This window comes from Pseudidiomarina sp. (assembly GCF_048267825.1).
Lineage (GTDB): Bacteria > Pseudomonadota > Gammaproteobacteria > Enterobacterales > Alteromonadaceae > Pseudidiomarina.
The window spans coordinates 252,008-270,733 of record NZ_JBLWWR010000001.1 but is presented as its reverse complement, the minus strand read 5'-3'; the positions used below and the strand labels follow the sequence as shown (position 1 = coordinate 270,733).

The window sequence follows — 18,726 nt, the reverse complement described above, 5'->3', positions numbered from 1 at the left end:
CGAAATGCGCTTGTAAAGGCCATACTGCGTTGCAGCACTGGTTCTTCAATTCTGGTTTGATTTAATTAAAGGCGGCGCGCTCAATCAATCTTCATCATCCAAATTCGGATGAAGATGAGCCAATGATATTCCGTGCCATCAACTTCTCGACGCCGTAGCTTTGGCTACGCACTTTCGTAAGCTGAGGTGGACGTATTGGCAGTGACGCTTTCCGCTCAAACCACGCGTTAAATTTTTACTCTTTAGCTGCATCATTGCTTTGTGCAAATGATGTACCGCTCTCTATAAATCGGTGCGGATTTTTCCGATTCCTGATTATCCCACGAAAAACGTTGTAAATACAAGATGAACATTGTCAAGAGCTCATGCTAAAATCCGCCACCTATGAGCGAACAAACAAACATATCACAAGGCGTGCACTTCCAGACGGTTGAATCTGGCTACGAAGAGCAACGCATCGACAATTATTTACTTGCGCAATTAAAAGGTGTTCCCAAGTCATTGGTGTACCGAATTTTGCGTAAAGGTGAGGTGCGCGTTAATAAAAAGCGCGTTAAACCCGAATATAAACTGCAGGTTGGCGATGTAATTCGCATTCCACCGGTGCGTATTGCGGAAGCGAATCCGTTGCCTTCTGCCAAACTTGATCAAGTTCAAGCGCTGCAACACCAAATACTTTATGAAGATGATGTATTGATGGTGATGAATAAACCAGCTGGGCTTGCCGTGCATGGTGGGTCAGGTTTGCAATTCGGGTTGATTGAGAGTTTACGATCGCTGCGCCCGGATGCAAAACAAATGGAATTGGTGCATCGGTTAGACCGCGAGACAAGTGGTTGTATTCTCATTGCGAAGCGGCGATCGGCGCTGCGCAGTTTGCATGAACAGCTGCGCAATAAAACCATGGATAAGCAATATTTGGCGCTCGTGCGTGGCCACTGGCAAAAACATGTGAAGTTTATTGCTGCGCCGTTATTGAAGAACACACTGAAGTCAGGTGAGCGGGTGGTGCGGGTTGATGCTGCGGGGAAACCTTCAGAAACGCGGTTTCGTATTGTTGAGCAGTTCGCGAACTGTACCTTGGTAGAAGCTTCTCCGATAACCGGGCGCACACATCAGATTCGCGTGCACGCACTTCATGCTGGTCATCCAATAGCGTGCGATCCGAAGTATGGCGACAGCGATTATGATCAACAGATGCAGCAGGTCGGATTGAATCGACTTTTTTTACACGCGCATAAACTTACTTTTAAGCATCCGCAAACGGAAAAACAAATTACCGTTGATGCGCCGCTTGATGAAGCTTTACGACAAACATTAATTCGACTAGGCGGACGCTGTTTTATATGAAGTACCCACTGATAATTTTTGATTGGGACGGCACTTTGATGGATTCGGTTGGGCGCATCGTGTCTTCGATGCAGCGTGCCGCAGCGCTTTTGTCGCTACCAGCTCCAACGGTGGAATCGGTGCGTGAAATTATTGGTATCAGTTTAGAACCAGCGATTGAACAATTGTTTGGTCGGCTGTCTGGCGAACAGTTTGACGCGTTTATGCACGTTTACCGTCAGCAATATGTGCATGACGACATCACCCCTTCACCGTTGTTCGAAGGGGCGCAAGCAATGCTTGAAGGGTTACGGGCAAAAGGGTACACCTTAGCCGTTGCTACGGGTAAAGCGCGCCACGGGTTAGAACGGGTTTGGCAAGAAGCTAATATTCATGAGTTATTCCATCTATCACGGTGCGCCGACGAAACCGCGTCTAAACCCGACCCGCGCATGCTTCATGAAATTCTTACGGAAACAGGGTTTTCGGCACATCAAGCGGTCATGGTTGGCGATTCAGTGCATGACATGCGCATGGCTGAAAATGCGGGAATAGCGCGCATTGGTGTAAGCTTTGGGGCGCACGAGGCACAACGTTTGTTACAGCACCAGCCCTTAACGATTCTGGATAATTTGGCCACGTTACCAAGCTATGTGTAACGCTGAGCAGATAGTTTACTAAGTAAATAAACCGCAGGTTAATGTCTATGAAAACGAACTTGGTGCTTGCTTCAACTTCGCCATTTCGCCGTGAGCTACTGGCTAAAGTTGTCCGTGAATTTGATGTAGCGGCGCCCGAAGTTGATGAAACGCCACACCTTAATGAGTCCCCTTCGGCGCTGGTTGAGCGTTTAGCTATTGCCAAGGCAAAAGCGTTAGCGACGAAGTTTCCGGAGCATGTGTTAATCGGCTCCGATCAAGTCGCAGTCGTAGACGGCACCATTCTGGGAAAACCAGGCACTGAAGCGAATGCGATCAAGCAATTGCAGGCGATGCGTGGCAAAACGGTTACGTTTTTAACGGGCTTGGCGGTTTATGACAGTAAGCAGCAGCGCCTGCAGTCTTGTGTGGAGCCTTTTGAGGTGCAGTTTCGCGATATAAGCGATGCTGAGATTGTTGCCTATGTAACGCGTGAACAGCCGTTAAACTGTGCGGGTAGCTTTAAAAGTGAAGCCTTGGGTATCAGTCTATTTGCAGCGTTGCATGGCGACGACCCGAACACCTTGGTGGGATTACCACTCATTCGGTTGCTTGCAATGTTGCGCCGTTGGGGCATTAATCCACTGCTTGACGAAAACACGCCGTAAACCTTGCAAGCATATGGCTTGAAACCCATGTAATTTTGCGAAAAGCACTTGTGTTCGCGCATCGATTCCATTAATATTCGCGCCCTATGCAGAAGGTTCGAGTACCGATTACGGTAGATCCGGTTAAAAGTGCCGGCAAGCAATTGTCTTATATCGGATTAGTTCCGGGGGAGGCGCTTGCTCGTTTGCAAGAGTTGTTGGTTGACCCATGTCCTGATGTGGATACTTCATTGTTTTTTGAAGTTGACGAGCAGGGTATAAAACGTATTCGTGGTGATGCTCAGGTAACTGTGCAAGCAAGCTGCGAACGCTGCGGTGATACCATGACGGTTCCGTTACAGTGCACATTTATTTATGCGCCTGTTACGAAGCGGCAAAAGGCCACCGATATGCCAGAGGGCTACGAACCAGTGGAGCTGGATGAACTCGGTGAAGTGAATCTGCATGCGTTGGTCGAAGATGAGCTGATATTGGCGATGCCGGTTGTGGTCAAACATGACGAGCGCGAATGTCGGGTAGATAGTAACGCAATGCAGTGGGGCGATATTGAAGACTCCCCAGAAGCAAAAGGAAACCCTTTTGCTGTGTTGCAAGAATTAAAGCGCAAATAAACTTAGGAGATAGCGTAAATGGCTGTACAAAAGAATCGGAAAACTCGTTCGAAGCGCGACATGCGTCGTTCTCACGATGCACTGAGCGGCCCTACACTGTCGGTTGACTCTACCTCTGGTGAAACGCATCGTCGTCACCACGTGACAGCTGATGGTTTTTATAAAGGCCGTAAAGTAATTAACAAGTAACCAGTACAGGATAGTGAGGCTATGGCCGCACTGACACTGGCACTTGATGCAATGGGGGGCGATCATGGCCCCTCAGTTGTAATTGACGCTTTGCAACAGGCGTTAGAAACATTTCCCGACGTTCATTTTATGCTGGTTGGGGATGATTCCGAGCTAATTCCGCTATTAAAGCATGCAAAGATAGATAACCACCCTCGCGTTATACTTAAACACGCAAGTCAAACCGTTACCATGACCGATAAACCAGGCTATTCGCTACGTGCGAAGCCGGACTCGTCGATGCGTATCGCTTTAGAGTTGGTGGCCTCAGAAGAGGCTGCAGCGTGTGTCAGCGCCGGAAATACCGGTGCACTAATGACCAAAGCCTACTTCACCCTGAAAACCTTACCCGGTGTTTTACGACCGGCATTAATGTCAGCCATACCGCAACAGCAGGGCGGTTCAGCATTCGTTCTTGATTTGGGCGCAAATCCAGTCTGTGACTCGGATACATTGTTCCAATTTGGGGTGATGGGCTCAGTTGCGGCGCAAGAAGTGTTAGGCATTGAACAACCTCGGGTTGCATTGCTAAACATGGGCGAAGAAGAAATCAAAGGTAATGACGTGGTGAAAGCCACAGCTGCTTTGTTGCAGCAGTCGCAACACATTAATTATATTGGCTTTATCGAAGGAGACGACTTGTTTTCTGGCAAGGCTGATGTGATTGTATGCGATGGTTTTGTCGGTAATATTGCACTGAAAAGCTGCGAAGGACTGGCCGAACTTCTTCTCAATAATATCAAATCAAATATTCACGACCACTGGTTGACCCGTTGGTTTGTGAAACTCTTTTACCAGCGTTTAAAGCGTTCATGGGATTGGTTGAAGCCCGACCACTACAACGGCGCGAGTTTGATAGGATTACGTGGTGTCGTAATTAAAAGTCATGGTGATGCGAATGTACGCGCATTTTTTAGCGCCATTGAGCAAGCCGTGGAAGAGACACAACGGGATCTACCATCGCGAATTCGCGATAGGGTAGAACAAGTTCTGTTAGAACAGGAATAAATCTTATTATGCAAGCAACGATTGCGGGAACTGGCCATTACTTACCGAGCCAGCGCCTGACGAATGCCATGCTGGAACGGCGAGTCGAAACCAGTCACGATTGGATTGTCGAACGCACGGGCATACATGAACGACGCATTGCTGAAGCTGGCGAAAGTGCTGCTACCATGGGGGTGGCCGCAGCACGTCAGGCATTATTGGCTGCAGAAATTGCAGCTGACGATATTGATTTAATTGTGGTGGCAACCACGTCAGGAGAGCGCGCTTTTCCGAGCGTCGCCTGTGAAATTCAAGCGGCATTGACCGAGAATAATATTCCGGCTTTCGATATTGCTGCGGCGTGTTCAGGATTTATTTTTGCCCTTAGCGTTGCCGACCAATATATTCGTAATGGTATGTACAAGCGGGTTCTCGTGATTGGTACGGATGTCTTGTCACGGTTATGTCATCCAGATGATCGCAATACCTTGGTGTTATTCGGCGATGGTGCTGGAGCCGCGGTACTTGAAGCATCAGACAAGCCTGGTATTTTATCGACGCATTTAAATAGCGCAGGTGAATTTGCTGATCTTCTTGGTGTAAACCACATGTCGCGTACGTCACCGGAGCAATTAAGTGAAGCCTGGATGTACATGAAGGGCAACGAAGTATTTAAAGTTGCCGTGAGTAAGCTTAGCGAACTTGTGGTGGATACCCTGGCAGCCAACCACATGGTGGCGAGTGACTTAGATTGGTTGGTGCCACACCAGGCAAATTTACGTATCATTAAAGCAACCGCAAGAAAGTTAAAAATGCCGATGGACAGGGTGATTACTACACTCGAATATACCGGGAATACCTCTGCGGCATCGGTTCCCATTGCGCTAGACGTCGCAATTCGTGACGGCCGCATTCGCCGCGGTCAAAAATTATTACTTGAAGCCTTTGGTGGTGGTTTTGCCTGGGGCTCGGCACTTGTAGAATATTAATTTATAAGGAAGTACTCATGCGAGCTTATGTTTTTCCAGGACAAGGTTCACAAGCTGTTGGTATGTTGGCGGATGTTGCCGCTGAGTATCCAGTTGTTGAAGAAACTTTTGCCGAAGCAAGTCATATACTTGGCTATGACTTATGGGCATTGGTGCAAGCTGGGCCTGCCGAGCAGCTCAATGAAACGCAGCGCACTCAACCCGCTTTATTGACTGCGAGTGTAGCGCTATACCGCGCTTTAGAGCAGGCTGGTGTGCCAGCACCTGAATGGATGGCTGGGCATAGCTTGGGCGAGTATTCTGCGCTGGTGTGTGCCGGTGCTTTAGATTTTAAAGATGCGGTAAAGCTGGTCGCTACCCGTGGCAAGTTGATGCAATCTGCGGTGCCAGCTGGTGTTGGCGCGATGGCCGCAATTATTGGCTTAGACGACGACTTGGTTAAGCAGGCTTGTGCAGAGTCGGCCGGAGACGAAGTTGTAGCAGCGGTGAACTTTAATTCACCAGGGCAGGTTGTAATTGCCGGCCACAAAGCAGCGGTTGAACGTGCCGGTGCTGCCTGCATTAAAGCAGGCGCGAAGCGCGCGCTGCCGTTACCGGTAAGTGTGCCGTCGCATTGCTCGCTGATGCAACCAGCGGCCGACCAAATGGCCGTTGAACTCGGTAAACTGACGGTGAACACGCCACAAGTCCCGGTCGTGAATAATGTGGATGTAGAAGCGCCACGCGAAGCTGATAAAATTCGTGACGCATTGGTGCGTCAGCTTCATTCACCAGTACGATGGACCGAAACGGTTGAATATTTGGTGCAGCAGGGTGTTACGGAAATTTTTGAAATTGGCCCAGGTAAAGTGCTTACCGGGTTAAATAAACGAATCGACAAAGCCATTCAGGGTGAAGCGGTAAATACCGTTGAGGCTCTAGCAGCAAGGAAATGATATGTCTGACTTAATGAATCTAGAAGGGCAAGTAGCCTTAGTAACGGGCGCCAGTCGTGGTATTGGTAAAGCAATTGCCGAACAATTGGCTGCACGTGGTGTCAAAGTTATCGGCACGGCTACAACTGAAAAGGGTGCTCAAGCTATCAGTGATTATTTAGGCGCAAACGGTGAAGGTGTTGCGTTAAATGTGACCGATGCAGACAGTATTGCGGCGGTATTGAAGCATATTGACAGCACCTATGGGCAGCTGGATATTCTGGTCAATAACGCTGGAATTACCCGCGATAACTTGCTGATGCGAATGAAAGACGATGAGTGGGATAGTGTTATGGATACCAACTTAAAGTCTGTTTATCGTTTAAGCAAAGGGGTTATGCGCGGTATGATGAAACGTCGGCAAGGGCGTATCATCAATATTTCGTCGGTGGTTGGTACCACAGGCAACCCCGGCCAAGCAAATTATTGCGCGGCTAAGGCTGGTTTAGCCGGGTTTACCAAAGCGTTGGCGAAAGAGATAGCTGCGCGTGGTATCACGGTGAATTGCGTGGCGCCAGGTTTTATTGATACGGATATGACCAAAACGTTGACAGATGATCAGAAACAAGCGATTTTCGCCAACATACCGGCATCACGTTTGGGCCAACCAGAAGAAATTGCTGCAGCTGTGGTGTTTTTAGCTTCACCAGGCGCTGCATATATTACGGGCGAAACCATCCACGTTAACGGTGGTATGGCAATGGTATAAGTGATTTTTCGCGGCAAGGGGTACGACCTGTCAAGGTTAGACCAATTTTTGCTTTATTATTGTCGCGTCATTCACTACACTAAGCCCAATTTTGAACTCGTGACCTAAAATCAAGGGACATATATACAATGAGTACTATTGAAGAACGCGTAAAAAAAATCATCGTTGAACAACTAGGTGTTAAAGAAGAAGAAGTGAAATTAGAAGCTTCTTTTGAAAATGACCTTGGTGCAGACTCTCTGGACATCGTTGAATTGGTAATGGCTCTGGAAGAAGAGTTTGAGACCGAGATTCCAGACGAAGAAGCAGAGAAAATCAGAACCGTTGAAGCTGCTATCGATTACGTGAAAAATCACGCAAACGACTAAGTCATCGAATTCGGAAAGGCGGAATGAAAATTCCGCCTTTTTTGTATGTGGCTCAATGGGCACCCCCTCTCATCACAATCTCTTGACCGTGGCCTGCAATTTGGCGATGGGCACTTTACTACACTCGTTATTCGACATCACCGTATAGAATATTGGCCGCGTCACTGGCAGCGTTTATCAATTGCCTCTGAGCGCCTGGCAATGGCATTACCAGAGCAAGAACAGGTGTTGTCTTTATTGGAACGTATTGCTGCCGAACATGAAAACTGTGTGGTAAAACTCATTATTACCCGAGGTGTTAGCCATCGCGGCTATGGTGTTGCAGCGAACCAACCGATTAACTGGTACGTTACAATCTCGGATTTACCGCGCTGGTCGCCCCACGGCTTAAGCGTTGCACAAGCAAAACTTAGGCTCGCGCAACAGCCGTTGCTGGCTGGCTTGAAAACGTTGAATCGGCTGGAGCAAGTCCTGTTAACACAGGAGCGTGATTTGCTTGGTGTTGATGACTTATTAGTGTGTGATTCACAGCTTCACATTGTAGAGGCGATCAGCAGCAATTTATTCTGGTATGATGGCGATAACTGGCGGATTCCGCTGTTAAAAACGGCCGGCATAGCCGGTATTATGCAAGCTGAAATTTGCGCCGCCGTGTTGCCTGAAGCAATACCTACCGAAGCTACTTATGCTTCGGTTGCCTCAGCTCAGCAAGCTTTTTTGTGCAATACTGTGTTGGGCCCACGTCCTATCGCGAAGATAGATAAACGTGCGTTATCCAAGACGCTATTACCAGAGGTTGTTCATCAGTGGTATTCAAACGTTTTATACAATTCTTAGTTGCTGCAAGTGTACTCGCACTTGCCATCAGTGCTTTTCTAATCTGGTACGGGTTCAAACAATTACAGCAACCTTTAGCTTTGCCTGAGCCGTTACTATTCGAAGTAAAACGTGGCATGCACGCGCGTACAATTATTTCCGAATTAAACAACCAAGGTGCCCAGTTGCAGATTACCCCCACTTATCTTGCGAGTCGAATATTGGACAAGCCCGAACGGTTGCAGGCGGGCGTGTATCAAATAATGCCAGAAGACACGGTGAAGGAGCTGTGGCAGAAGCTGCGCAATGGCGAACAATATCAATTTCGTGTGGCACTGGTAGAAGGACGCACGCTGCTTGAGTGGTTGCAACAACTGCAGCAGAGCGACTATTTGAAGCAAACGTTGCAAAATGTACCGCGGCAGGAACTTAATCGACAACTCGCTTCGCATCTGAATGCGGAGATGACGTCTTTTGAGGGCCAGTTCTTTCCAGACACATACAGTTACACCGCGGGCACCAAAGACATTGATATCCTGCAACAAGCTTTTCAGCGCATGCAGCGTGAGTTATCTTCGGTGTGGGCTTCGCGTGATGCCGATTTACCCTATCAAAATGCCTCCGAGTTGCTTATTATGGCTTCAATCATTGAAAAAGAAACGGGGTTAAGTGGCGAGCGTAAACGGGTGAGTTCAGTGTTTATAAATCGTTTGCGGGCGGGCATGCGTTTACAGTCTGATCCAACCACAATTTATGGAATCGACGACTTCGATGGTAATTTGACGCGCGCTCATTTACGCGAACAAACTGCGTACAATACCTATCGAATTAACGGGTTGCCGCCAACTCCCATTGCCATGCCAAGCCATAGCAGCCTTGAAGCAGCGGCGCACCCTGAAACAACGGATTATTTTTATTTTGTGGCGGATGGTTCGGGTGGTCATGTTTTTTCGAAAACACTGGCGGAGCACAACCGTGCGGTTAATCGATACCAAAGGAATCAAAACTAATGCCAAGCGGAAAGTTCATCGTAATTGAAGGCCTGGAAGGGGCAGGTAAGAGCTCGGCGATGGCGAGTGTTGTGAATCACCTGCATGCGAAAGGAATTGCCACCCAAACAGTTCGTGAACCAGGCGGGACGAAGCTTGCGGAGGCGATTCGGGACCTGGTAAAGGGCGATTGGGAGGAAACATTAACGGCTGAAACAGAATTGTTGTTGATGTATGCGAGTCGCTCACAATTGGTTGAGAATGTTATCAAACCGGCGCTGGCCAAGGGTGTTTGGGTTATTGCCGATCGTCATGACTTGTCTTCCAGAGCCTACCAGGGCGGCGGACGTCAACTCGGTGATGAGAAGCTAACCGCATTACGAAAGCTTGTTTTAGGCGATTTTGCTCCTGATCTTACTTTGCTACTTGATGTTGATCCCCAAAAGGGTTTGGCCCGCGCGCGTGAACGCGGTGAGCTTGATCGGATTGAACAAGAAGACGTCGCATTTTTCGAGCGCACTCGAAATCGGTATTTAGAGATTGCTGAAAATGATGCGAACATTTGCGTCATTAACGGCAATCAAGACATGGAGTCGGTCCATCGCGACTTGCTTCATGAACTTGAACAGCATTTATTCAATTAACGCAGAGGCGACATGAGTTTACCTTGGTTGCGTGAATCTTGGCGGCAGGTTGTTTCGGATTTCCAGCAACAACGCTTTGGTCATGCGCATTGCATTCCAGCACGCGAAGGTTTGGGCGCTGAGGCATACACCCAAACCTTGGCGCATTATTTGCTGTGTTTACAACCAACACAACGTGCTTGTGGGCGCTGTAAAAGCTGCTTGCTGGTTCAATCTGAAACACATCCGGATTACTACGTGCTTCGCAGCGAGGACAACCGTGCCATTGGCGTGGATAAAATTCGTGAGCTTACTCAGGCATTGCAACAAACAGCGAGTCAGCACGGTGCCAAAGTGGCCTGGATAAAAAATGCTGAACGGATGACCACAGAAGCTGCAAATGCGCTTTTAAAAACACTCGAAGAACCGACTGCAAACACGTATATTATCTTAAGCCCTGAGCGCACCAGCGCATTGTTGCCAACCATTCGCAGCCGTATGCGGTTGCACACCTTGAATGAACCGAGCTGGCCGGAAATTGAGGCGTGGTTGATACAACAGTTGGGGCGCAGTTTAACGCCTGAAGAGCAAGTGCGTAGCCAGCAGTTTTTAGGTGCACCTTTACATGCTCTTGCCGCATTAAAAGGCGAAGTTAGTGATAACATTGACTATGTTGGGCGTTTAGCTCAGGCTTGTTGTGTAGATAACAAGTGGCCTTTACCAACTAAGAGTGACTGGGCTGGCTGGCTCGATGCCAGCGAAGCATGGTTGCAAGAGTTAATTCGGATTAAACAACGCGTTGCGCAGCAGCGGTTGCGGTTTCCGAACAGCTATCAGCTTGCCTTCGATTGGTTGCAACGAGAACAGATAACCGTTGCGGAAATCAATGCTTGGCTTGCTTTATGTTACAATTTGCGCAAAACAACGAGCGAACAAGCTGGCTTAAACGTACCATTACTATTACAACAACAGTGGTTACAATGGAAACACAAACCGTAGCACAAGCAGAGGTCGCGTTACCGAAAAAGCGTATCGTGCTGGGTACTGAAGCCCAGTTGCGACGCTATTACATGCCATTTATCAAAGGTGGCGGCCTGTTTCTAACAACGGATGAACCCTTGAAAAATGGTGATGAATTTCTGTTGGAGGTACGTTTGTTTGGCGAACAAAATTCGGTTTTTGTGAAGTGCAAAGTCGTTTGGCTCGCTCCATCAAAGCCTGGCCGTCCAGAACAACAGGGCGTTGGCGTTCAGTTTATTGACGACAAAGCAATGCTGAAAAATATGATTGAATCCAAGCTTGCTGCGATAGGCAATACGGGCACGCCAACCGCCACCATGTAAGACATCCCAGAGGAGTTGTTGTGTTTGTCGATTCCCATTGTCATCTTGACAAAATAGACCTGAAAAACTTCGATGGGCAGTTTGCTAAAATTGTCCAGGCTGCTCGTGCAGCGCAAGTGGAACACATGTTGTGTATTGGTGTAACCCTTGATGATTTCCCTGCCATGCGTAGCCAAGTTGCTGACTTTCCAGACGTAAGTATTTCTTGCGGTGTGCATCCTTTGTACGTTGCTAAGCATCCGCTTGACCGCGATCAGTTGCGTCTATGGGCGGCAGAACCAGAGGTGGTTGCGATTGGCGAAACCGGGTTGGATTATTTTTACGATCCGGAAAGTCGTCCTATTCAGCGCGATAGCTTTGCCTACCATATTGAACTCGCAAATGAGCTTGATAAACCGTTGATCATTCATACCCGAGATGCGCGTGAGGACACCATAGCGATGTTGCGCGAAGGGCAGGCCCAACGTTGCGGCGGCGTTTTACACTGCTTCACTGAATCGCTTGAAATGGCGCAACAGGCCATTGAACATCTTGATTTCTATATTTCGATATCCGGCATCGCGTCGTTTCGTAATGCAGCGGAATTGCGCGAAGTGGTGCAGGCGTTACCGTTAGAGCGATTGTTGATAGAAACGGATAGCCCTTGGTTAGCTCCGGTGCCACATCGGGGTAAAGAAAATCAGCCAGCTTATGTCGTTGATGTGGCCAAATGCGTTGCTGACGTGAAAGGTTTGAGTCTCGCTGAGGTGGCCAAAGTTACTACACAAAACTTCTATTCATTATTTAAGCACGTGCGCAAATAATTTTTGTACGTTTTTTACACAAAAAATTCGCATTTGGTAAATTTAGGTCTACAATAAATCTTACCCTCGACATTTATCGAGTTAGCGCACGGCTCAATCCCTTGAGCCATTCCCCTGAGCTCGGGACAACTTGGATTGGTCCCGAGCCTTTTTTTATTATAAATATCCGCTTATTTTATAGTGACTTATTAGCCACGCCAGATAACCAGTAGAATTAATACTGGGCATATAAATTTCACGTACCACGGCCAGATTTTCCAAAACCAACTTGATTCCATTTCTGGCGCGCCGTCTTGCAGAGCTTTCAATAAATAGTTTTGGCGCAGTACCCAAGTTAATAGCAGGCCAAAGATAAGTGCCAGTAGTGGTTGCATATATACTGTGGTGAGCGTAACTACCGCACCGAACAATGCTGAAAAATTGTAGATGATCAAAGATGAAATTAAGCCAATTGTTGCACCTACCACCCAAACCATTTGTGCGCGCGATTGCCCAGTTTCTTCAACCAGAGCATTAACCGGAGCTTCCAACATAGAAATTGACGAGGTAATGGCCGCAATAACCATCAGTGCGAAAAATGCAAGACCAACCCATAAGCCGGCATACCCCATTGAGTCGAACATTGCTGGTAACACGTTGAATACAAGAGTGTCACTGGACAGTAATTGCCCAGCTTGATCGTAAATTTCAACGCCTAGCTCTTGTGCTGCGAACATTGCCGGAAGAATCAATAAACCCGCTAAAAATGCAACTGAGGTATCCAGCCCTGCTACCCAGCCTGCAGTGCGCGGTAAGTGCTCATCTTTCGATAAATAAGCACCATAAGTCATCATGCAACACACACCCAAACTGAGCGAGAAAAATGCCTGGCCCATGGCCCGGATAACTAGGTTCGGGTTGGTTACCTGCTCAAAGTCGGGCGTTAGGTACATTTTTAAGCCATCAATGGCACCCGGGAGCGTAAGAATATAGAGTGCCATTGCAATTAACAAAACGAACAGCAAAGGCATTAAACGGCGTGACCAACGTTCGATACCATCGGTTACGCCAGAGCGAACAACGTGAACGGTGAGTACTAGAAAAAGTATCATCATGATCATGTTGCGCTGCACGCTAAAATCGGTCAACCATGTTGCTGCTGCAGTAAAGCCCATCAGTTCAGCTAGCGGCGCGAACATAAACGCGAGTAGCCAACCTGACACGATTGCGTAGAAGCTTAAAATCAGTGACAAAACCACAAGACCAACAATGCCCGTAAGCGCGCCAAAGTTACGCCAAAACGGTTTGTTGCTGAGCGCTCGTAGCGCCTCTACAGGGTTGCGCTGACGCATGCGGCCAATGGTTAATTCAGCAACTAACATTGGATAAGCGAGTAGGGCAACCATGAGCAGGTAAACCAATAAGAACGCACCACCGCCATTTTGTGCAGCTTGGGTTGGAAAGCCCCATATGTTACCGACACCAACGGCAGAGCCAGCAGCAGCTAGAATAAATCCAATTCGCGATGAAAAAGCAGGAGATTTTAGGGCCATTTTTGTTATTTCTTATTGTTGTTTTAATGGACGAGCAACTTAGGCGGTAAGCTCACCGCGTAAGTTGGTTTCTAATAGATTATTGATTTCTGATTGTGACAGGTTTTGAGACAACAGGTAGTGAAGTTTGGTTAAAGCCGCTTCAACCGTCATGTCATGGCCACTTACTACGCCGACTTTTGCCAGTGCATTGCCCGTTGCATACCCGCCCATGTTCACTTTGCCTTTGAAGCATTGGGTGCAATTAAGCACTACCGTACCCTGTTCAATTGCACGTCGCAAGCTCGCCAAAAGCTGTGGGTCTTGTGGGGCGTTGCCCACCCCGTAGCTTTGCATGATCAGCGCTTTAACAGGCTGTTGGAGCATGTTATCAAAAATAGCGGCCGAGATGCCCGGGTACAAGGTGACGACACCAATAGCCTGCGGGGTTACCGGGGTAAGACGTAGTGGTTCCTGACCCAACGCATTCACTTCACCGGCTTCGACCGATATTTGAATACCGGCGCGTAATAGCGGTGAAAAATTGGGCGAATCGAAGGCATTAAACCCATTGGCGTCAGCTTTTGTAGCCCGATTCCCGCGGTACAGTATGTTGTTAAAAAACAGGCCGACTTCGTGAATTGGGTAATTCGCTGCAATGTATAAGGCATTGAGTAGATTCGTTTGACCATCCGAGCGCAATGCAGCAAGTGGAATTTGGGACCCCGTAATAATTACCGGCTTGGCCAGATTTTCGAACATAAACGACAGTGCTGAGGCTGTGTAGGCCATGGTGTCGGTGCCATGGAGAATAACAAAGCCATCGTAGTCCATGTAATGGCTGCGGATATCTTCGGCAATGTGCTGCCAGTCTGCTGGCGACATGTCCGATGAATCCATTAAAGGGGTGTATTCATGAATGGTAAATTCAGGCATTTCCTCGCGATAGAATTCGGGCATACGCTGAACACATTCGGTTAAGAAACCAGGCACAGGAATATATCCCTGTGCCGATTTTTGCATTCCTATCGTGCCGCCCGTGTAGGCGACGTAAATACGTTTTTTAGTCATGAATTACCGCAATGGACAGAGTTCGCACAGTGCATAAACACCGTTTGGATCGTTAAATTTGTCCACTAATTTAACTTCCTGCCAAACACGTTGCAATTGCATTTCAATCGGTGAGTGATTTTTCTCGACAAGTGAACTTGGCAAAATCACGCTAGCCTGACCAAATAAGTCACGCATGAACTGTTCGCGTACCGACAACTCAGGCTCAATGACTTGCACGTCATACTCAACAATGTCAGCAAATTCAGCTGCTGCACGAATTGCATCATCAAGCTCGCCAAGTTTATCAACTAAGCCATATTTCTGAGCTTGCGCGCCAGTCCAGACACGACCTTGCGCTACTTGATGCACGGCGTCATAGGTCATATCACGACTTTCAGCAACCATTCCAACGAAATCACGATAGAATTTCTCGATGGTTAGCTGCACCATTTGTTTTGCTGAATCGTCGAGACCACGCGTGATGTCTAACACCGGCAGGTTGGTGGTATGGTAGCCATCGTTGTACACACCAATTTCAGCCAGTGAGTTTTCGATGGTAAAGAACATACCAAACACGCCGATAGAACCGGTAATGGTCGATGGTGACGCCCAAATTTCATCTGCGCTGGCTGCAATCCAATAACCGCCTGAGGCTGCAACGCTACTCATGGATGCTATCACTGGTTTGCCAGCCTTTTGCAGTTCAAGTAATTCCTGACGGATAACCTCAGAAGCGAAACCGCTGCCGCCTGGGCTGTCAATACGCAACACCACGGCTTTCACTTGATCGTCAAGGCGCGCTTTGCGTAATAATTCAGCTGTGCTATCGCCGCCAATTGACCCAGGCTTTTGATGACCATCGACAATCACACCACGTGCTACCACCAACGCAATGTTTGCACGGTCAGTTTCTTCCGTTGGATACGCCTCACCATTGAGTGATTCCAGATAATTTTCATGATCAATTTTACGCCAGCTTTTCTCGTCTTTGTCGAGGCCTGTCAGGGTAATCATTTCTTGACGGAATTGTTCGCGCGAATAAAGCGCATCAACCAAGCCCGTGGCCACTGCCATTTGGGCAAAATCGTTGTCATGCTGTTCAATGGCCGCTAAAACGTCGTTGATGTCACCAGAAAGCATACTGGCATCAATGTCACGTCGTTCTGCTAAGTCGGTGATAAAAGTCTGCCACAGTTCGTCATACAACACTTTGTTGGCTTCGCGAGCTTGCTCAGACATATTATTACGGGTGTAAGGTTCTACCGCTGATTTGTAGGCACCGACTTTGAATACGTGGGTGCTGATTTTTAGTTTTTCCAGTAATTCTTGGAAATACAAGCGATACGAACCATAACCTTCGAACATTAACATGCCAAGTGGGTTCAGATAGATTTTGTCGGCGTGAGCTGCGATATAGTACTGATCTTGCGAATACGCGTCTGCGTAGGTCATTACCGGCTTTCCGGTTTCACGAAACTGCAATAACGCCTCGCCGAGTACCTGCATTTTGTTGAGGCCGCCCCCCGCAAAACTGCTTATATTTAATTGGATACCGCTAATGCGATCATCGGTTGCCGCATGTTCAATTGCGCTAACCACATCGTTGACGAGGACTTCTGCTGGGGCACCGCTGCCGCCAATCATTTCATCAAAAAACGCATCAACCGGATCAACCCATGTTTTTTCTTCAACTAAACGACCGTTTAGTTCCAACACCAGCACACCGTTGTGCGGCACACGAATCGGCTCTTCGTCAGCGGCAAATAAGCTGATGACAACAATAAGAACGATAAAAAACACGATATTCACAATGATTTTGCGAATCGTGTTTATCAGACCGAAGAGTTTCTTGAATACCGAAGCAGTCCCGCTCATACGTAGAAATCCCAAATTTAATGACAGATGCCATGAAGATTACAGTAGAATTTTCCCAGAAACCAGTAAGACAATGTAACAGAGCGTGATCATTTGCTAAGCTAGCTGCTGGAATAAATCTATCGCTTTGCTTCATTGCCTTGAGGATTATATGCACGCTCTGGAACTGCTTACACAACGTTCATCCATGCCACGTCTCATAGAGCCTGGTCCAACTTCAGAACAATTTGACTTGATGCTCAAAGCCGCTGGGCGGGCACCAGACCATATGGCCTTGATGCCTTATGAGTTTATTGTTTATGACGGCAGCAACAGACAACAGCTTGGTCAGGTTTTTCAGCGCGCGGCAGCCAATAAAGGTGTAGCCGAAGCGCAGGTGGTACAGGCGAGTCAACTGCCGTTGCGGGCCCCCTTAGTTATTGCGGTTGCAATGAAGTATCAACCCCACGATAAAGTGCCGCGTGATGAACAGTTAGCAAGTGCAGCTTGCACCGCATTACTTATGCAGCAAGCAGCCTTCGCGCAGGGGCTTGGTGCAATTTGGCGCACCGGCTGGTTTGCGGAGGATGAACAGGTAAAGGCTGAGCTTGGTTTATCGCCGGACGATGCCATTGTTGGTTTTCTCTATGTCGGTACTCCGGCGGTTCCTACGCCAATAAAGCCCGATAAAGATATCCAAAGCAAAGTTCGTTTTCCTGAATAATGGGAATAAAAAAACCAGCCGAAGCTGGTTTTTTTATGCGTGTTGACAACTAAAATTCCGCAGATTTTGGGGCCCGCGGGAATGGAATCACATCGCGGATGTTACCCATGCCGGTTACATAGGTAACCAAGCGTTCAAAACCTAGCCCAAAACCAGCATGTGGAACGGTGCCATAGCGACGCAGGTCACGATACCAGCTGTAATCTTCAATCGGTAGGCCGAGCTCCGTCATACGAGCGTCGAGACGTTCCAGGCGTTCTTCACGTGCGCTGCCGCCGATAATTTCGCCAATACCCGGTGCCAACACATCCATTGCCGCAACCGTTTTGCCGTCATCATTCTGGCGCATGTAAAACGCTTTGATATCTTTCGGATAGTTTTTCAGCACAATTGGGGCACCGACGTGCTCTTCCGCTAGATAGCGTTCGTGTTCCGACTGTAAATCAGTTCCCCATTCTACGGGGTACTCGAATTTCTTACCGCAGTTTTGCAGAATTTCCACGGCGTCGGTGTAATCCATGTGCACAAACTTGTTGCTGACCACGTGATGCAAACGATCAAGTACATTCTTATCCACGCGCTGTTGGAAAAACGCCATGTCGTCAGCGCGTTCTTCAAGTACCGCATTGATACAGTACTTCAGCATATCTTCTGCCAAGTACGCGATGTCGTTTAAGTCAGCAAATGCAACTTCAGGCTCGACCATCCAGAACTCAGCCAAATGGCGACTGGTGTTCGAGTTTTCGGCGCGAAAAGTAGGGCCGAAGGTATAAATTTTGCTTAAGGCACAAGCGTAGGTCTCGCCGTTTAACTGGCCGGAAACGGTTAAAAATGCTTCTTTACCAAAAAAGTCTTTGCTGTAGTCAATCTGGCCTTCATCAGTGCGCGGTAAGTTCATCATGTCTAGCGTAGAAACACGGAACAGTTCGCCAGCACCTTCGGCATCAGATGCTGTAATAATAGGCGTTGACACCCAGAGATAGCCGCGTTCATGGAAGAAACGATGTAGCGCTTGCGATAAACAGTTACGAACCCGCATGACAGCACCGGTTATATTGGTGCGCGGACGTAAATGGGCAAATTCCCGCAAGTATTCCATGGAGTGTGGTTTTGGTGACATCGGGTAAGTGTCTGGGTCTTCAACAAAACCATAGACATGCAGCCCGGTCGCCTGAATTTCGAAGCTTTGACCTTTGCCAGCAGATTCTGCCACGGTACCCGTCACGGCGACACTACAGCCTGTCGTCAACTTAAGCACTTCGCTCTCATAATTATCGAGATTATTCGGGACAACCGCCTGAATTGGATCAAAACACGAACCATCATGCACGTTAATAAATGAAATGCCTGCTTTTGAGTCGCGACGGGTACGAACCCACCCGCGTACAGTCACTTCATCACCAACGGCAACTTTTCCCGATAAAACATCGACAATTGTAGCGAAGGACATGGGCCTACAAACTCCGTAAGTTAGGGTATAAAGACAAAATAGGCTGATATGTTACCTTG

The 18,726-nt window shown here is 48.0% G+C and carries 21 protein-coding genes; 17 read left to right on the top strand and 4 right to left on the bottom strand.

All coding sequences use genetic code 11. The features are described 5' to 3' along the window. Positions 1-384: 384 nt before the first annotated feature. The 16 genes from rluC (at position 385) to ACN0UN_RS01275 (ending at position 12,075) form a co-directional block, all read left to right on the top strand. Positions 385-1,350, top strand: coding sequence for a 23S rRNA pseudouridine(955/2504/2580) synthase RluC (gene rluC / locus ACN0UN_RS01350; protein ID WP_417658376.1), 966 nt, complete (start codon positions 385-387; stop codon positions 1,348-1,350). Further along, on the top strand, positions 1,347-1,988 hold the full coding sequence (locus ACN0UN_RS01345; RefSeq protein WP_417658375.1) for an HAD family hydrolase: 642 nt from the start codon (positions 1,347-1,349) through the stop codon (positions 1,986-1,988). The genes rluC and ACN0UN_RS01345 overlap by 4 nt, the downstream gene beginning before the upstream one ends. A gap of 47 nt (positions 1,989-2,035) precedes the next feature. Next, positions 2,036-2,635 carry a Maf family protein gene (locus ACN0UN_RS01340; RefSeq protein ID WP_417658374.1) on the top strand — a complete coding sequence of 200 codons (600 nt, stop codon included), beginning with the start codon at positions 2,036-2,038 and terminating at the stop codon, positions 2,633-2,635. A gap of 86 nt (positions 2,636-2,721) precedes the next feature. Further along, positions 2,722-3,246 (top strand): 23S rRNA accumulation protein YceD, encoded by a 525-nt coding sequence (yceD, locus tag ACN0UN_RS01335; protein ID WP_417658373.1) that lies wholly within the window; start codon positions 2,722-2,724, stop codon positions 3,244-3,246. 18 nt (positions 3,247-3,264) lie between these two features. Next, the gene (gene rpmF, locus ACN0UN_RS01330; protein WP_128351594.1) at positions 3,265-3,435 is read left to right on the top strand and encodes a 50S ribosomal protein L32; all 171 of its coding nucleotides are present in this window, start codon (positions 3,265-3,267) and stop codon (positions 3,433-3,435) included. 21 nt (positions 3,436-3,456) lie between these two features. Continuing rightward, positions 3,457-4,482, top strand: a complete 1,026-nt coding sequence (gene plsX / locus ACN0UN_RS01325; protein ID WP_417658372.1) for a phosphate acyltransferase PlsX — start codon at positions 3,457-3,459, stop codon at positions 4,480-4,482. A gap of 8 nt (positions 4,483-4,490) precedes the next feature. Further along, positions 4,491-5,450 carry a beta-ketoacyl-ACP synthase III gene (locus ACN0UN_RS01320; protein WP_417658371.1) on the top strand — a complete coding sequence of 320 codons (960 nt, stop codon included), beginning with the start codon at positions 4,491-4,493 and terminating at the stop codon, positions 5,448-5,450. 17 nt (positions 5,451-5,467) lie between these two features. Continuing rightward, entirely contained in the window at positions 5,468-6,385 is a 918-nt protein-coding gene (gene fabD, locus ACN0UN_RS01315; RefSeq protein ID WP_417658370.1) for an ACP S-malonyltransferase, read from the top strand. 13 nt (positions 6,386-6,398) lie between these two features. Continuing rightward, positions 6,399-7,133, top strand: a complete 735-nt coding sequence (fabG, locus tag ACN0UN_RS01310) for a 3-oxoacyl-ACP reductase FabG (RefSeq protein WP_417658643.1) — start codon at positions 6,399-6,401, stop codon at positions 7,131-7,133. A gap of 128 nt (positions 7,134-7,261) precedes the next feature. Further along, positions 7,262-7,501 (top strand): acyl carrier protein, encoded by a 240-nt coding sequence (gene acpP, locus ACN0UN_RS01305; protein ID WP_128351589.1) that lies wholly within the window; start codon positions 7,262-7,264, stop codon positions 7,499-7,501. 45 nt (positions 7,502-7,546) lie between these two features. Then, the gene (gene pabC / locus ACN0UN_RS01300) at positions 7,547-8,338 is read left to right on the top strand and encodes an aminodeoxychorismate lyase (protein WP_417658369.1); all 792 of its coding nucleotides are present in this window, start codon (positions 7,547-7,549) and stop codon (positions 8,336-8,338) included. Continuing rightward, entirely contained in the window at positions 8,308-9,327 is a 1,020-nt protein-coding gene (gene mltG / locus ACN0UN_RS01295) for an endolytic transglycosylase MltG (RefSeq protein WP_417658368.1), read from the top strand. Before pabC ends, mltG begins: the two co-directional genes overlap by 31 nt. Beyond that, the gene (tmk, locus tag ACN0UN_RS01290) at positions 9,327-9,950 is read left to right on the top strand and encodes a dTMP kinase (RefSeq protein WP_417658367.1); all 624 of its coding nucleotides are present in this window, start codon (positions 9,327-9,329) and stop codon (positions 9,948-9,950) included. The genes mltG and tmk overlap by 1 nt, the downstream gene beginning before the upstream one ends. Before the next feature lie 12 nt (positions 9,951-9,962). Next, entirely contained in the window at positions 9,963-10,928 is a 966-nt protein-coding gene (locus ACN0UN_RS01285; protein WP_417658366.1) for a hypothetical protein, read from the top strand. Further along, on the top strand, positions 10,910-11,272 hold the full coding sequence (locus tag ACN0UN_RS01280; protein ID WP_417658365.1) for a PilZ domain-containing protein: 363 nt from the start codon (positions 10,910-10,912) through the stop codon (positions 11,270-11,272). Before ACN0UN_RS01285 ends, ACN0UN_RS01280 begins: the two co-directional genes overlap by 19 nt. 20 nt (positions 11,273-11,292) lie before the next feature. Next, the gene (locus ACN0UN_RS01275) at positions 11,293-12,075 is read left to right on the top strand and encodes a TatD family hydrolase (protein ID WP_417658364.1); all 783 of its coding nucleotides are present in this window, start codon (positions 11,293-11,295) and stop codon (positions 12,073-12,075) included. 188 nt (positions 12,076-12,263) lie between these two features. Here the strand turns inward: ACN0UN_RS01275 and ACN0UN_RS01270 are convergent, their stop codons facing one another. Genes ACN0UN_RS01270 through sppA form a run of 3 tightly spaced genes read right to left on the bottom strand, consistent with a single transcriptional unit; the run spans position 12,264 to position 16,514 of the window. Beyond that, positions 12,264-13,607: a sodium-dependent transporter gene (locus tag ACN0UN_RS01270; protein ID WP_417658363.1), complete on the bottom strand. Its 1,344-nt coding sequence runs from the start codon at positions 13,605-13,607 to the stop codon at positions 12,264-12,266. Positions 13,608-13,646: 39 nt separating this feature from the next. Beyond that, positions 13,647-14,657, bottom strand: coding sequence for an asparaginase (ansA, locus tag ACN0UN_RS01265; RefSeq protein WP_417658362.1), 1,011 nt, complete (start codon positions 14,655-14,657; stop codon positions 13,647-13,649). A 3-nt stretch (positions 14,658-14,660) separates the two neighbouring features. Then, positions 14,661-16,514 (bottom strand): signal peptide peptidase SppA, encoded by a 1,854-nt coding sequence (gene sppA, locus ACN0UN_RS01260; RefSeq protein ID WP_417658361.1) that lies wholly within the window; start codon positions 16,512-16,514, stop codon positions 14,661-14,663. A gap of 151 nt (positions 16,515-16,665) precedes the next feature. Between sppA and ACN0UN_RS01255 the strand changes: the two genes are divergently transcribed. After that, positions 16,666-17,217, top strand: a complete 552-nt coding sequence (locus ACN0UN_RS01255; RefSeq protein ID WP_417658360.1) for a nitroreductase family protein — start codon at positions 16,666-16,668, stop codon at positions 17,215-17,217. 49 nt (positions 17,218-17,266) lie between these two features. Here ACN0UN_RS01255 and asnS read toward each other — a convergent pair whose 3' ends face one another. Then, complete coding sequence (asnS, locus tag ACN0UN_RS01250; protein ID WP_417658359.1) at positions 17,267-18,667, bottom strand: asparagine--tRNA ligase; 1,401 nt, start codon at positions 18,665-18,667, stop codon at positions 17,267-17,269. Positions 18,668-18,726 lie beyond the last annotated feature (59 nt).